General features: G+C 52.4%; 13 protein-coding genes. 8 read left to right on the top strand and 5 right to left on the bottom strand.

Annotated elements, in window-relative coordinates; translation table 11 throughout:
• Positions 1 to 64 precede the first annotated feature (64 nt).
• The 7 genes from IB286_RS08850 to IB286_RS08820 all read left to right on the top strand — a co-directional run bounded on the left by IB286_RS08850 (position 65) and on the right by IB286_RS08820 (position 7005).
• Positions 65 to 559: a peptidylprolyl isomerase gene (locus IB286_RS08850; RefSeq protein ID WP_190764602.1), complete on the top strand. Its 495-nt coding sequence runs from the start codon at positions 65 to 67 to the stop codon at positions 557 to 559.
• A complete protein-coding gene (locus tag IB286_RS08845) occupies positions 559 to 1296 on the top strand; it encodes a UDP-2,3-diacylglucosamine diphosphatase (protein ID WP_190764600.1) in 738 nt (245 codons plus the stop codon). Before IB286_RS08850 ends, IB286_RS08845 begins: the two co-directional genes overlap by 1 nt.
• 308 nt (positions 1297 to 1604) lie before the next feature.
• Positions 1605 to 2996, top strand: a complete 1392-nt coding sequence (locus IB286_RS08840; RefSeq protein ID WP_190764598.1) for a CmpA/NrtA family ABC transporter substrate-binding protein — start codon at positions 1605 to 1607, stop codon at positions 2994 to 2996.
• 94 nt (positions 2997 to 3090) lie between these two features.
• Positions 3091 to 4107 (top strand): ABC transporter permease, encoded by a 1017-nt coding sequence (locus IB286_RS08835; protein WP_190764949.1) that lies wholly within the window; start codon positions 3091 to 3093, stop codon positions 4105 to 4107.
• A 9-nt stretch (positions 4108 to 4116) separates the two neighbouring features.
• Complete coding sequence (locus tag IB286_RS08830) at positions 4117 to 5001, top strand: ABC transporter ATP-binding protein (RefSeq protein WP_190764596.1); 885 nt, start codon at positions 4117 to 4119, stop codon at positions 4999 to 5001.
• A gap of 142 nt (positions 5002 to 5143) precedes the next feature.
• On the top strand, positions 5144 to 6442 hold the full coding sequence (locus IB286_RS08825; RefSeq protein ID WP_190764594.1) for a CmpA/NrtA family ABC transporter substrate-binding protein: 1299 nt from the start codon (positions 5144 to 5146) through the stop codon (positions 6440 to 6442).
• On the top strand, positions 6439 to 7005 hold the full coding sequence (locus tag IB286_RS08820) for an ANTAR domain-containing response regulator (RefSeq protein WP_190764592.1): 567 nt from the start codon (positions 6439 to 6441) through the stop codon (positions 7003 to 7005). The genes IB286_RS08825 and IB286_RS08820 overlap by 4 nt, the downstream gene beginning before the upstream one ends.
• 70 nt (positions 7006 to 7075) lie before the next feature.
• On the opposite strand, the gene cobD is transcribed toward IB286_RS08820, so the two are convergent.
• From cobD to IB286_RS08800, 4 genes are all read right to left on the bottom strand, one after another.
• Positions 7076 to 8098, bottom strand: coding sequence for a threonine-phosphate decarboxylase CobD (gene cobD, locus IB286_RS08815; protein ID WP_190764590.1), 1023 nt, complete (start codon positions 8096 to 8098; stop codon positions 7076 to 7078).
• On the bottom strand, positions 8098 to 9099 hold the full coding sequence (gene cbiB, locus IB286_RS08810; protein WP_190764588.1) for an adenosylcobinamide-phosphate synthase CbiB: 1002 nt from the start codon (positions 9097 to 9099) through the stop codon (positions 8098 to 8100). The genes cobD and cbiB overlap by 1 nt, the downstream gene beginning before the upstream one ends.
• A gap of 14 nt (positions 9100 to 9113) precedes the next feature.
• Positions 9114 to 9725, bottom strand: coding sequence for a tRNA-(ms[2]io[6]A)-hydroxylase (gene miaE / locus IB286_RS08805; RefSeq protein WP_190764585.1), 612 nt, complete (start codon positions 9723 to 9725; stop codon positions 9114 to 9116).
• 61 nt (positions 9726 to 9786) lie between these two features.
• Positions 9787 to 10254, bottom strand: coding sequence for a DUF1289 domain-containing protein (locus IB286_RS08800; protein ID WP_223826249.1), 468 nt, complete (start codon positions 10252 to 10254; stop codon positions 9787 to 9789).
• A gap of 248 nt (positions 10255 to 10502) precedes the next feature.
• Here IB286_RS08800 and acnB point away from each other — a divergent pair, with 248 nt between their 5' ends.
• Positions 10503 to 13130: a bifunctional aconitate hydratase 2/2-methylisocitrate dehydratase gene (acnB, locus tag IB286_RS08795; protein WP_190764583.1), complete on the top strand. Its 2628-nt coding sequence runs from the start codon at positions 10503 to 10505 to the stop codon at positions 13128 to 13130.
• 68 nt (positions 13131 to 13198) lie between these two features.
• Here acnB and IB286_RS08790 read toward each other — a convergent pair whose 3' ends face one another.
• Positions 13199 to 14428, bottom strand: a complete 1230-nt coding sequence (locus IB286_RS08790; RefSeq protein WP_190764581.1) for a sensor histidine kinase — start codon at positions 14426 to 14428, stop codon at positions 13199 to 13201.
• Positions 14429 to 14607 lie beyond the last annotated feature (179 nt).

The raw sequence follows: 14607 nt of genomic DNA, 5'->3' as shown, positions 1-14607 counted from the left end.
TCCGGTTCAAAAGGACGCTATTATAGCGGCTTTATTTTTGTCAGATAAGCGAGAACCGCAGCAAATGGTTATATTCAAAACAAATTTTGGCGATATCAAAATCGAACTGGACTTTGAGAACGCGCCAAAAAGCGCCGAGAATTTCAAACAATACGTTATCGACGGCCATTACGACGGCACTATTTTTCACCGTGTCATCAACGGTTTTATGATTCAGGGCGGCGGTTTTGAACCCGGCATGAAGCAAAAAGCGACCCGCGACCCCATTGAAAACGAAGCGGACAACGGCCTAAAAAACACCGTTGGCACGCTGGCAATGGCCCGCACCATGGACCCACATTCCGCCAGCGCCCAGTTTTTTATCAACGTTAAAGACAACGATTTCCTCAACCACAGCGGCAAAAACATGCAGGGCTGGGGCTATGCGGTATTCGGCAAAGTGACCGAGGGCATGGACGTCGTTGAGCAAATCAAAGCCGTTCGCACCACCAGCAAAGCCGGTCACCAAGATGTTCCTGCAGATGATGTGGTAATCGAATCTGCGACTTGGGAAGACTGATGCATCGCCTGTTCATCTCTGATCTGCACTTAGATCCCTCGCGCCCGGACATTACTCGGGCGTTTTTACGTTTTATTGATGAACAGGCACGCTCCGCCGACGAGCTGTATATCCTCGGCGATTTTTTCGAAAGCTGGATTGGTGACGACGACAGCAGCGAATTGATTGAAACCATTCGCAGCGCACTGCGCTCACTAAGCCAGCCGGAAAGCGGCGCGCCCACCGCCGTTTTCTTTATGCACGGCAACCGGGATTTCCTCCTCAGTGAAGCATTTTGCCGCAGTTGCGGTATGACCCTGCTCAACGACCCAAGCACCATCGAGCTAAATGGCGTTAAAACCCTGCTTCTACACGGCGACAGCCTGTGCATCGACGATGTGGAATATATGCAGTTCCGCAAAATGCTGCGCTCAGCCGCGTGGCAGCAAGATGTGCTAAGCAAACCTCTGGATGAGCGTCGGGCGCTAGCCCAGCATCTGCGCATGGCCAGTAAAGAAGCCAATAGCAATAAAGCTCAAGATATTATGGATGTGAATTCCGGCGAAGTGCTGCGCGTAATTAACGAGGCTTCCGCCGCTCTTATGATCCACGGCCACACCCACCGCCCAGCACGCCACCTTATAAAAGAAAGCACCCTTCCCGCCGAGCGGATTGTCTTGGGCGACTGGGAAAATTCCGCCATTTTTCTGCGCAGCAATAAGGACAATCTCAGCCTTGAAACGTGGCCGGTTGCCTAACTTTTTGCCCCCCTTTACCCGCCACCAGCAATAACAACACGCCCCAAATCTGCACTACTTGTGCGCACCCCGCCCAAGCCCAACGCCAGTAATGCGCACCATTATGCGCCCATTTTTATGAATCTTATTCTAGGTTTATTGCATATCTAATTGTTTTTATTGATTTTTAACTTATTGGCACAGGCGCTGCATTAATCCTCTCCGAACGTTCACCAAAAACGCGATAACGCCATTAGGCACTGTGGCAAGCCCTTCGGGTTCTGATCAAACCCCAGCGGGCACCACCCTTACTTTTTTGGAGAGAGAACATGTCCCGCAACTCACAAACAGGAAAAGCTGGCAAGTTCAGCACGCTGTTTAAATGCGCCCTAGGCGCGCTCACCCTTTCGGCAGGCAGCCTGACACTGGCCGCCACACCCGAAAAGGAAGACCTGAAATTCGGCTTTATCAAACTAACTGATATGGCCCCACTGGCCATTGCCTATGAAAACGGCTACTTCGAAGAAGAAGGCCTGTATGTCACTCTGGAAGCACAGGCCAACTGGAAAGTATTGCTGGACCGGGTCATCACCGGTGAACTAGATGGCGCCCATATGCTGGCGGGACAACCCCTTGGTGCCACCATTGGTTTTGGTACCCAAGCCCATATCATCACCGCTTTCAGCATGGATTTGAACGGCAACGGCATTACCGTTTCTAACGCCGTGTGGAACGAAATGAAAAAGCACGTTCCCAAGCAAGCCGATGGCAAACCCGTGCACCCGATCAAAGCCGACTACCTAAAACCCGTCGTTGATTCGTATAAAGCCGAGGGCAAGCCGTTCAAAATGGGCATGGTATTCCCGGTGTCAACGCACAACTATGAGCTGCGCTACTGGCTGGCGGCGGGCGGCATCAACCCCGGTTTTTACGCGCCACTAAAGGGCGATATCAGCGGCACCATTAACGCCGATGCCCTGCTCTCAGTAACCCCGCCACCGCAAATGCCCGCCACCATGGAAGCCGGCACCATCTACGGCTACTGCGTAGGCGAGCCATGGAACCAACAAGCCGTATTCAAAGGCATTGGTGTTCCCGTTATCACCGACTATGAAATTTGGAAAGACAACCCAGAAAAAGTCTTTGGCGTAAGCAAAGAATGGGCAGATAAATATCCGCAAACCCATATTGCAGTAGTGAAAGCCATGATTCGCGCCGCCCAATGGCTGGATGCCAACAACAATGCCAACCGCCCCGCGGCCGTGAAAATCCTGTCGCAACCCAACTATGTCGGCGCCGACTACAAGGTAATTGCCAACTCCATGACCGGCACCTTTGAGTACGAGTCTGGCGACAAACGCGAAGTGCCTGACTTCAACGTGTTCTTCCGCCACAACGCGACCTACCCTTACTACTCCGATGCAATTTGGTATCTGACCCAAATGCGCCGCTGGGGACAAATTCCTGAGCACCAGCCAGATAGCTGGTATATGGACATTGCCAAGAAAGTCTACCGCCCAGACATCTATGCACTGGCGGCCAAAGAGTTGATTGCCGAAGGCAAAATGAAGGCCAGCGACTTCCCCAATTTTGCCACCGAAACCGGCTTCAAGCCGCCGCAAAAAGAATTTATCGACGGCATTACTTACGACGGCACCAAACCCAACGAATACCTCGGCAAATTCCCTATCGGTCTGAAACCCTCAGACAAGCTGATGTAATCGCGCGAAGCCGCTGCCGAGCGCATCAAAACCACGCCCCGGCAGCGGCACTCGCCCAAGGAGATTTTTCATGCAGTCCCAAGCTCAATCATTTATGCACCACACCATTCGCTACATGAATCTAGCGGGCTTTTCATGGCTAACGCCGGTAGTGCGCCTCGCCATGGGAGAAAATCCACGCGAACAAGCCCAGGAAATCGCCCGTCGAATTGGCCTACCCTTGGCGGCCATCTTGATGTTTCTGGCGTTCTGGTCGACCGCGGCGGCTCAAATTGACACCAGCCTCGGCAAGTTCCCCGGCCCGGCCGCCGTCTACGCAGCAGGCCAAAGCCTGTGGCAGGATCACCAAGCTTCGCGCGAAAAAGAAACCGCGTTTTACCAGCGCCAAGAAGATCGCAATGCGAAAAAACTGGCCGCCAATCCCGATGCCGAAGTAAAAATTCGCCCGTTCACCGGTGCACCAACCTACGTTGATCAGATTTTTACCAGCCTGAAAACCGTATTCACCGGCTTTATCTTTGCCTCAGTGATTGCCATTCCGCTTGGCGTTGCCTGTGGCCTTAGCCCGCTACTCAACACCGCGATTGCACCAATCGTACAGGTGCTCAAGCCAGTCTCCCCACTGGCCTGGTTGCCATTGGTCACCATGGTGGTGAGCGCGGTGTATGTGAGTGAAGATCCGCTGTTTCCAAAATCATTCCTCAACTCCGCCATCACCGTCACCCTGTGCTGTATGTGGCCTACCCTGATCAATACCGCAATGGGTGTCGCCAATATCGACAAAGACCTAATCAATGTCGGCCGGGTTATTCAACTGAACTGGTTTACCCAAGTCCGCAAAATTGCGGTACCGGCCTCCCTACCCGCCATTTTTACCGGCCTGCGTATTTCCTTGGGCATCGGCTGGATGGTGCTGATTGCCGCTGAAATGCTGGCGCAAAACCCCGGCCTTGGAAAATTTGTCTGGGATGAATTCCAAAACGGCAGTTCGGAATCATTGGCCCGCATTATGTTTGCTGTTGTCACCATCGGCTTTATCGGCTTTGTGCTCGACACGGTAATGCTCAGTCTGCAAAAAATGGTCGCCCATGACGGCGAACAACAACACTAGGAGAGAACCATGGCTAACTATCTGGATATTTCCCATGTCAGCATGGAATTCCCCACCAAAAATGGCCCGTTTAAAGCGCTGGATAAGGTCAATTTAAAAATTGAGCGGGGCGAATTTATTTCCCTGATCGGCCACTCAGGTTGCGGTAAATCTACCGTGCTGAATATTGTCGCCGGCTTACACCAAGCCACTGAAGGCGCCATTATTCTAGAAGGAAAGGAAGTGAATCAGCCCGGCCCCGACCGCGCCGTGGTTTTCCAAAATCACTCTCTTTTCCCTTGGCTGACGGTTTATGAAAACGTCGAAATTGCCGTGAAACAGATTTTCAAAGGCAAAAAATCCCGCGCCGAAATTAAGCAGTGGGTGGAGCACAATCTGCAACTGGTGCATATGTCTCATGCGCTGCATAAATACCCGGCGGAGATTTCCGGCGGTATGAAACAGCGCGTGGGCATTGCCCGCGCCTTGGCTATGGAACCTAAAGTTCTGCTAATGGATGAACCCTTTGGCGCCTTGGATGCCCTCACCCGCGCCCACCTGCAAGATTCACTGATGGAGATTCAGGCGGAACTGAATAATACCGTGATCCTGATCACCCACGATGTCGATGAGGCGGTATTACTCTCCGACCGTATTGTGATGATGAGCAACGGCCCGGCAGCAACGATTGGCGAAGTTCTGCACATCGACCTGCCGCGCCCGCGAGACCGCCTAGTGCTGGCCGACAGCCCGGAATACAACCACTACCGCGCCGAAGTACTCACCTTCTTGCACCAAAAACAGGCAAAACCCGATGTTCCCATGACCAACAAGGGGCAGCAAAGTGCACCAGAAAACGCGCAAGGCGCTCCTGTAAAAAAGCCCCCTGAATTAAAGCAGGTGGTTGGCGGTTAGAACCGCATTCTGATGGCCAGCTACCTGCTAAAACAGTAACTGGCCTACTTATTGCTTATCCTGAAGTAACACGACGCACCATTTATATGGCAGTACTGACGGGACGAAACGCCCGTCTAATAAAAATCAGGACAAATAACAAATGAGTCAGCCCCTGCAGGCACTGGAACAAACCACACTACAGTTTGGCTTTATTCCTCTTACCGATTGCGCCCCGCTGGTTATTGCCAAGGAACGCGGCTACTTTGAAGCCGAAGGCCTGAACGTCAGCCTTAGCCGAGAAACCTCTTGGGCCGCGATTCGCGACAAGGTCGGTCTTGGCTTACTCGATGGCGCACAAATGCTGGCGTCTATGCCACTGGCCTCACGGCTTGGTGTTTGCGGCCCGCAATTAGATTTCATCAGCGCCTTAGTGCTCGATCTAAACGGCAATGCCATCACCCTGAACAACGCCCTGTATCAGGAAATGTATGACATTGACCCCAGAGTCGAAAGCAACCCACTGATTGCCACCCAAACCCTCAAATCCGTGGTCGACCAAGGCCGGCGCAATCATCGTCAAAAGCTGCGCTTCGGCATTGTGTACCCCTGCTCTACCCAAAGCTTTGAGCTGCGTTACTGGCTCGCCGCTGGCGGCATCCACCCCGATGAAGATATTGAGCTGGTGGTCATTCCCCCGCCAAAAATGGTGGAAGCCATGCGCGAGGGCAATATTCAGGGTTTCTGTGTGGGTGAGCCGTGGAATACGCTGGCCGTGCAACAGCAACTGGGCCATGTGGTTGCCAATAAATATCAGCTTTGGAATAACAGCCCAGAAAAAGTCTTTGCGGTTACCGAGCAGTGGGCCGAACAAAACCCAAATACCCATCAGGCAATATTGCGCGCCTTACTAAAAGCCTGTGCCTGGCTGGATCAATCCCAAAATCGCCAAGCGGCGGCGCGCTTAATCAGCCAAGCCGCTTATATTGCCTTGCCAGAAGAAACCGTAGCTCTATCCATGACCGGCCACTGCTTAAAACATTGGGACAAGCCGGCGGAAAACCTCGATGACTTCCACGTATTTCATCGCTACTCCGCCAACTTCCCCTGGCTCAGTCACCCGGAATGGATCGTCTCGCAAATGTACCGCTGGGGTCAGCTTAAAGAGACCATCAATATCGAGCAGGTGATTAATCAGGTCTACAAACCCGCCCTCTATCGCCAGGCGGCGGAATCGCTGGGCATGGATTCACCGCGCATTGATCGCAAGAGCGAAGGTAATATCGACGAAAAAATGCTGATGCCGCAGTCTCAACAACTCGGCGCCAACCGTTTTCTCACCGGAGAAATTATTCCGGTGGGTGGCATCATCCCCTATTTAAAAAATCAGAATTTATCCACCGCCAACATCCCCGCACTCACCTTAGCCAATAGCGAGCGACTGGCAGGCGGTGGTCAATGAAACTGCTATTAATAGGCATCAGCGAAGAGAAAATCAGCAAGCTGCAAGACGCACTGAGCACGGCGGGGCTCGATCTGGTCAGCTTTAACGGCCAGCAAGATTCACTCTATCCACTGATTGAACAGCAGCGCCCTGAAATTATTTTAATCGACACCAGCTCCACTGCCCGCGACACCCTCGAGCATCTCGCTCAACTAGACCGCAATCACGCGCGCACGGTAATTTCTCTTGGTCGCAATTCAGAAAGTATTAACCGCCTCGCAGCGGAAACCGGGCTGAGTTTGTACGCCGTAGACAGTGTTGCGGTATCGCTATTACAGGCGCTAACGGATGTGGTGATTAGCCAACTGATAAGCCGTGACAAACTCGCCCGCGAAGTTGCCAGTATGCGTCCGGTGCTGGCCCAGCAGCGGGATTTGCACAGCGCCATCAAATTTATTATGGAAAAATATGGCCTGGCGGATACACAAGCCCGAGATCTGCTAGCGAAAAATGCCAAGCATCAAAAGCGCGGCATTGCCGATGTTGCCAGACACTTGATGGAAACCGGCTCACTGCCCTGAATTTTAGCTCTAGTGCTATAACAATCTAAGAAAAGCGCTGCTTCAGTTCGATGCCACTCGATGCCATTCGTTACAAGCCGATACTACTCGAAACTAGCCGATACAAGTCGCTTAGCCGTCGGCCCAACGGCGGCAAACCAACGCGTAAACACGCTTGCCCATCCGTTCGGTACACTCTCACCAATACCCCTTGCTGAGCCATCGCATGTTGGATTTCCAAGGCGTGATCAATCGCGAGCATGGTTGAACAGAAAAACGGCGTTTGTCTCACCCAATCAAGTTCAGGTAATGCGATTTTCAGCTCTGTACAAAGTTGTTGGCTTGCCACCAGCAAGCGATTTCGCGCTTCACTATGCCACGCGAAATCTGCCAGCAATTGCACCCCAGCCCATTGCGCCAAAGCACATATAGGCCAAGGGCCAAGCTCGTCTTTGAGTTCATTGAGCAATTTGCGATCCGCTAAAGCAAAACCAAGACGCAGCCCCGGCAAGCCGAAGAACTTTCCCACGGAACGCAAAATAATCAGCCCTGCCATAGGCAATAAATTACTGACCGAGCGCTCGGGCTCAGCATCAATAAATGCCTCATCCACAATCAGCCAGCTATCCTCCGCCATACTATTGCGCCAAGTTTTTATCGATTCATGGCAGCAATATTCTGCGGTGGGATTATTGGGATGAATGACAACCAGCACATCAATCGGCTGCGTCGCTAGCAGCGCCTCTATCTGCTGCGTATCGTGATAAAAGTGCAACTCATGACCTGCACGCTGCCAACAATAACGATGCTCTTCATAACCAATCGCCGGCAATAACACCCGCGAGCGAGGACGCAATCGCGGCAATATCTGGATGATCGCTTGCGAGCCAGGCGCAGCCAGCAGTTGATCTTCGCTGACCCCATAATAGCTAGCGGCAATGGCTTGCAATTCCGGCTTGGGATACGGCATCTGTTGCAGCTCGCTGATGGGCATTGCCGGCAAGGGGTAGGCAAAAGGACTCACCCCGGTCGACAAGTCCCACACCGCATCAGCAGGTAAATTGAATTGCTGTTGCAACTTGCGAACATCGCCGCCATGTTCTGGGCGATTCATCAATAATTCCCTAACAGCCACGTAAACAGAGCAACAAACAGCAATACGACAAACCACAACAGCACAACGCGCTTCACCAAGGCGAATACGAGGGCCAAATCACCGATTTGTGCAGCACGGCGAACACCCTCACCTAAATGAGGCCGATTAATATAGCGCCCCTGATAACACGCTGGGCCGCCTAACTGCAGACCTAACGCCGCCGCGCCACTGGCCATCACCGACCCGGCATTAATGCTTTTCCAGCGCCAGCCCTGGGACCACCAACAACGTAAAACACGGCGCTTATCACCTAGCAAAACAAAACTCAATGACAGTAATTGGCTGGGCAAAAACGCCAGTAGATCATCAAGTCTCGCCGCCGCTTTGCCGAAATATTCATAGCGCTCATTGCGATAGCCCCACATCGCATCCAAGGTATTCACCAAGCGATGCAAGACTACGCCCGGCGCGCCGGCAAGCGCATACCAGAACAAAGAGGCAAACAAGGCGTCACCGCTGTTTTCAAGACTGCTTTCCACCATGGCGGTGGCTAATTCAGACTCCGATGCCTGCTGAAGATCGCGACTGACAATACGATTCGCCAAACCTCTGGCTTTAGGGAGCTGCTGATTTGCCAAGGCCTCAATTACGGCATCGATATGCTCGGCCATGCTGCGCCAACCAATCGCCAAATACAGCACGCTCGCATCGAGTAATAAAGTGATAGCGCGAGGCAGTTCGGGGTATAGCCAATACTGCAACCCCACAAGCAAAGCCACCGGCAGTAAAAGAATCAATACGGCCAGCAGTCCCCGGAGAAAACAGCCAAGAAGAAAATTCCCCAGAAGAAAACCGTCTCGACCACGATTGAGCCGCGCCTCTACCGCGTTTGCACAACGACCAAAGATAACCAGAGGATGGCCGCGCACAGGCTCGCCAAAAAGCTGATCAAAGCACAGAGCTATCAACCAGACAGCGGCAATAGCAAGCGCGCTATTTTGAAAGAAGAAACTCAGCACCTCGGGCTACCCATCTAGGCAGCGCGAAGTGGGCCACTGTGAAAGCGGAACGCCTCATCAGGCTGTTGAATAAGCTCCTGCTCTTTGGCCAGAAACAGCGCAACGCGCTCCTCAATCGGCTCATTCGCATAGCTACGCGCCAGCTTCAAATAGTCTTGGTAGTGACGTGATTCAGACTTCAGCAGAGAGCGATAAAACTCGGCAAGTTCTTCGTCTAAATGTGGCGCCAAGGCGGCAAAACGCTCGCAGGAACGGGCTTCGATAATGGCGCCGATAATCAACACATCAACCAGCCGACCGGGGTCACTGCTGCGCGCCAAAGAACGCAGACCATTGGCGTAGCGGGCCGAGCTGATTTGCCGATACTCAATGCCGCGGGTTTTCATGATTTTCAAAACTTGCTCGAAATGCCGCAACTCTTCCCGCGCCAAACGCGACATTTTGTTGAGCAGATCAATTTTATCCACGTAGCGGAACATCAAATTCAGTGCGGTGCCGGCGGCTTTTTTCTCGCAATTAGCGTGATCAATCAGCATATCTTCAGGATGCGCAAGCGCGGCCTCAATCCAGGCATCGGGCGTGGCACAGGGCAAAAAATCGAGAATTTCGCTGATATCGGTGGACATGAAAGCAGTACCGGCTAAATCAAAAGGCGCGCAGTATAACAAAGCCTGCGGCTGAGAGCCCTTAGCCTTTCTCCGGCAGGTACATGCCAATATAGCGCTGATAATGGGCTTTAGAGAGGCGGTAAAACTCTTGGTCAATCAACTCACGCAGAGCGTGAAGTGACAGCTCTCGCCAAGGTTTACGCACCGTAAAACCATACTGCCGGGTTTCACCAATTTGCCCAGCACCGGCTTTAAGCAATTGGAATAGCCAGATATACGGATCTTTGTGATTGCGATAACGCACCCGCTGAATCTGCAACTGCCACTCCAGTAAATCGGGATTATCAATCACCAATTTATCTGCCATCACTTGCACCAAAAAGCCATCTAGGCGCTGATCAATAAGCTGTTTCTGTTCCTCGCTATAGCTGTTCCAGTGAATCACCTCATGGCAGAAACGCTTGCAGCCCCGGCACACATCATCGCCAATCCCGGTAGAGCAAACGCCAATACAGGGAGTCAGAACACGGGGTTGAGCTGAGGACAAAACACACTCCATCGGTAGGCGAGAAAGCAGCAAGGGTATGACAGGCCCGCCCATCCGGCAAGCCGACATCGACCAGAAAAAACACCGTTAATTTTTGAGCCTATTGGACTAAAGTCCAAACTTAACGCCCCCGCCCTTTTAGCGTATACTTCAGCCCCTTATTTCAGATCGATGATGGGCATCGATAGCCCCGACTACCGGCGATCCCGGTGGCTTTCGGGTATTGAAACCACCAAAAGGAGTCTAAAGTGCTAGAAGCATATCGCAAACACGTCGAAGAACGCGCTGCGGAGGGTGTGGTACCCAAGCCGCTCAACGCCGAGCAGGTAGCCGGCCTGATTGAACTGTTGAAAAATCCACCAGCGGGCGAAGAAGCCACTCTGGTTGAGCTGATTTCAACCCGCGTCCCACCTGGCGTAGATGAAGCCGCCTATGTGAAGGCCGGATTCCTGTCAGCCATTGTTAAAGGCGAAGCCAGCAGCCCGCTGATCAGCAAAGAAGAAGCCGTAAAACTGCTGGGCAATATGCACGGCGGCTATAACATTGCCACTCTGGTCGACCTGTTGGACGACAGTGCACTGGCAGCCTTGGCCGCTGAAGAGCTGAAGCACACCCTGCTGATGTTTGATGCTTTCCACGATGTAGAAGAAAAAGCCAAAGCGGGCAACGAACACGCTAAAGCGGTCATTCAAAGCTGGGCCGATGGCGAGTGGTTCACCGACCGCGCCGATGTGCCTGAAAGCATTGTTAAAACCGTATTTAAAGTCACCGGCGAAACCAATACCGATGACCTGTCTCCTGCGCCTGACGCATGGTCTCGCCCAGACATCCCACTGCACGCACTGGCGATGTACAAAATGGCTCGCGACGGTATTACTCCAGACGAGCAAGGCAAAATTGGACCGCTGAAGCAAATCGAAGAGCTGCAAAAGAAAGGCCACCCCATCGCCCTAGTTGGTGACGTTGTGGGTACCGGTTCTTCACGTAAATCTGCCACCAACTCTGTACTGTGGTTCTTCGGCGAAGACATTGACGGCGTGCCTAATAAGCGCGGCGGTGGTGTATGTATCGGCGGTAAAGTCGCTCCTATCTTCTACAACACCATGGAAGATGCTGGCGCGCTAGTATTTGAAGCCGATGTCGACAGCATGAACATGGGCGATGTGATCGAAATTCGCCCTTACGACGGCGTGATCAAAAACGTTGAAACTGGCGAAACCGTTAGCACCTTTGAACTGAAATCTGACGTATTGTTGGATGAAGTTCGCGCCGGTGGCCGTATCAACCTGATCATCGGTCGCGGCCTGACGGCCAAGGCTCGCGAATCTCTGGGCCTGCCAACTTCCGAGCTGTTCCGCGTACCTGCCCAGCCAGAAGACACTGGCAAAGGCTTCACCTTGGCGCAGAAAATGGTGGGTCGCGCTTGTGGCCTAGCAGAAGGTCAAGGTATTCGCCCCGGCACTTACTGCGAACCCAAAATGACGACTGTGGGTTCACAGGACACCACTGGCCCAATGACCCGCGACGAACTGAAAGATCTGGCTTGCCTTGGCTTCTCTGCCGACCTGACCATGCAGTCTTTCTGCCACACTGCGGCCTATCCCAAGCCTGTTGATATCGACACCCAGCACACCCTGCCCGACTTCATCATGACCCGCGGCGGTGTTTCTCTGCGCCCCGGTGACGGCATCATTCACAGCTGGCTGAACCGTATGCTGCTGCCAGATACTGTTGGTACCGGCGGTGACTCGCACACCCGTTTCCCAATGGGTATTTCTTTCCCTGCAGGTTCTGGTCTGGTGGCTTTTGCTGCTGCGACCGGCGTAATGCCACTGGATATGCCTGAATCTGTACTGGTTCGCTTCAAAGGCAAAATGCAGCCCGGCATTACCCTGCGCGATCTGGTACACGCCATTCCTTACCAAGCGATCAAAGACGGTCATCTGACAGTTGAGAAAAAAGGCAAGAAAAACATCTTCTCTGGCCGTATTCTCGAGATTGAAGGTCTGGAAGGTCTGACCGTTGAGCAAGCGTTTGAACTATCTGACGCTTCTGCAGAGCGCTCAGCAGCTGGCTGTACTATCAAGCAAGGTGTTGCGGAAATCTCTGAATACCTGCGTTCAAACATCACCCTGCTGCGCTGGATGGTGAGCGAAGGTTACGGCGACCCACGTACGCTGGAACGCCGCGCGAGCAAAATGGAAGAGTGGCTGGCTAACCCAAGCCTGCTGGCTGCCGATGCCGATGCCGAATACGCTGCGGTTATCGAAATCGACCTGGACGCGCTGAAAGAGCCTGTAGTTTGCTGCCCGAACGATCCAGACGATGCCAAGCTGCTGTCTGAAGTTGCTGGCGACAAGGTAGACGAAGTGTTTATCGGTAGCTGCATGACCAATATCGGTCACTTCCGCGCCGCCGGTAAACTGCTGGACGCACACAAAGGTTCTCTGTCTACACGTCTGTGGTTGTCTCCGCCAACCAAAATGGACCAGCACACACTGATGGAAGAAGGCTACTACAACGTGTTCGGCGCTGCCGGTGCACGTATGGAAATGCCAGGCTGTTCACTGTGTATGGGTAACCAAGCACGTGTCGCCGACGGCGCCACCGTACTGTCTACTTCAACCCGTAACTTCCCTAACCGCCTGGGTACTGGCGCGAATGTTTACCTGACTTCTGCCGAACTGGCAGCGGTTGGCGCGATCATTGGCAAGCTGCCTACTCCAGCCGAGTACATGGAATTCGCTCAGAATCTGGACAGCATGTCTGCGGAAATCTACCGCTACATGAACTTCGATCAAATCGAAGAATTCCAGAAAGGTGCGGAAGAAGGTGCCCGTATTGCTGCGGTAGAAATTGCCGAAGTGGCAATGTAAGCCAAGCTGAAATATCAAAGCCGCCCTCGGGCGGCTTTTTTATGTTTTCAATTCCCGTAGCTATCAAGCTATTTAGGTAAGAAAATCCGAAACTCGGTGCCCTCGCCTTCTTGGCTGTTCACCTCAACCCGGCCACCGTGGTTATCCACAATTTTCTTGCTGATCGCCAAGCCCATGCCCGTGCCTTCGTATTCTCCGCGCTTATGTAAGCGCTGAAACATACCAAAGATTTTCTGATGATAGGCCTTTGGAATCCCAATGCCGTTATCGCGTACAAAAATCCCTAGCTCTGTCTCGCTATCGTTCAAGCGTCCAATTTCTATTTGAGGGGCACGACCGGCCGCACTAAATTTAATGGCATTGCCGATCATGTTTTGCATGAGTTGTTGGAATTGCGGCTTGATCACTTTGGCACGCCCAAGAGGCGCCACCGAAATTTTGGCCCCCGACTCCTCAATTTTGACACTCAGATCGGTCAGCAGGGTTTGCACAATGTCATCCAGATTTTCTTCGCTAAGCGCGTCTTGGCTATGCCCCACCACGGTATAGGAATGCAGATCATCAATCAGACTCGACATTCGCACTGAGGAGTCCACCATATAGTCCAGCATTTTCCTTTCTTTATCGTCGAGCTTCTCCGCAGATAATTGCTTTAACATCTGCCCCATCGAGCTAATGGTTCGCAGCGGCTCTTTTAAATCGTGGGAGGTGATATAGCCGAATTGCTGAAACGCTTCATTACTGCGCGACAGTTCGACATTATTTTTCTCAAGCTGGCTGCGAATACGGCGGATTTCTTCCAGCTCAGCAGTTCGCTCATTGACCAGCTCTGCCAGCTTAAGCGACACATTCTCCAGCTCTTGCCGCTGCAATGCATTTTGCTCAGATTTCTGCCGCAAATCTTCGTTTAACTCCCGCAAGCGCGTATTACTGGGAATCGCCAGCACTTTGGGCATTAACGGCCAGATCATAATCGCGGTCATCACCGACGCGGCGGCGGTAATCGCTTTTACCGTGCCGCTAAACCAGTACGCCCCGTACCAAACGTTGTAAATATTAATGACGTGGGTGAGGCCGCAGGCAAATATAAACAAGCCAAACATCTGAAAAATATAATTGAATTGCAGATCATCCCGCCGCCGAATCAAGTAAACCAAGGCAATCGGAATCGTAAAGTAGGCAAGGCTAATCAGGCTGTCGCTTATTACGTGTAAATAGACCAAGTGGTCATTCCACAAATAACAGTGACCATGAGGCGGCATTTGATTGCCCAAAAAGGTCTTCATAAAGTCCGACATAAACGCATCCTGTTGTGAACTACCCGAGGTGCTGCAGGCGCTAGAATTATTTTTTATAGGCAGGCCAGTGTACCCACAACACGGGCATTAACGCGCTATATTCTGGTATTCAAACTAGCAGAGAAGCCGAAAGCTGGCTATAAGGAACTCTCTTTAGATAGGAGCCCTCTTTACCTTTA

It is taken from the genome of Spongiibacter pelagi (assembly GCF_014705705.1).
Lineage (GTDB): Bacteria > Pseudomonadota > Gammaproteobacteria > Pseudomonadales > Spongiibacteraceae > Spongiibacter > Spongiibacter pelagi.
The sequence above is the reverse complement of the archived record's forward strand: the minus strand, read 5'-3'. Positions and strand labels throughout refer to the sequence as shown.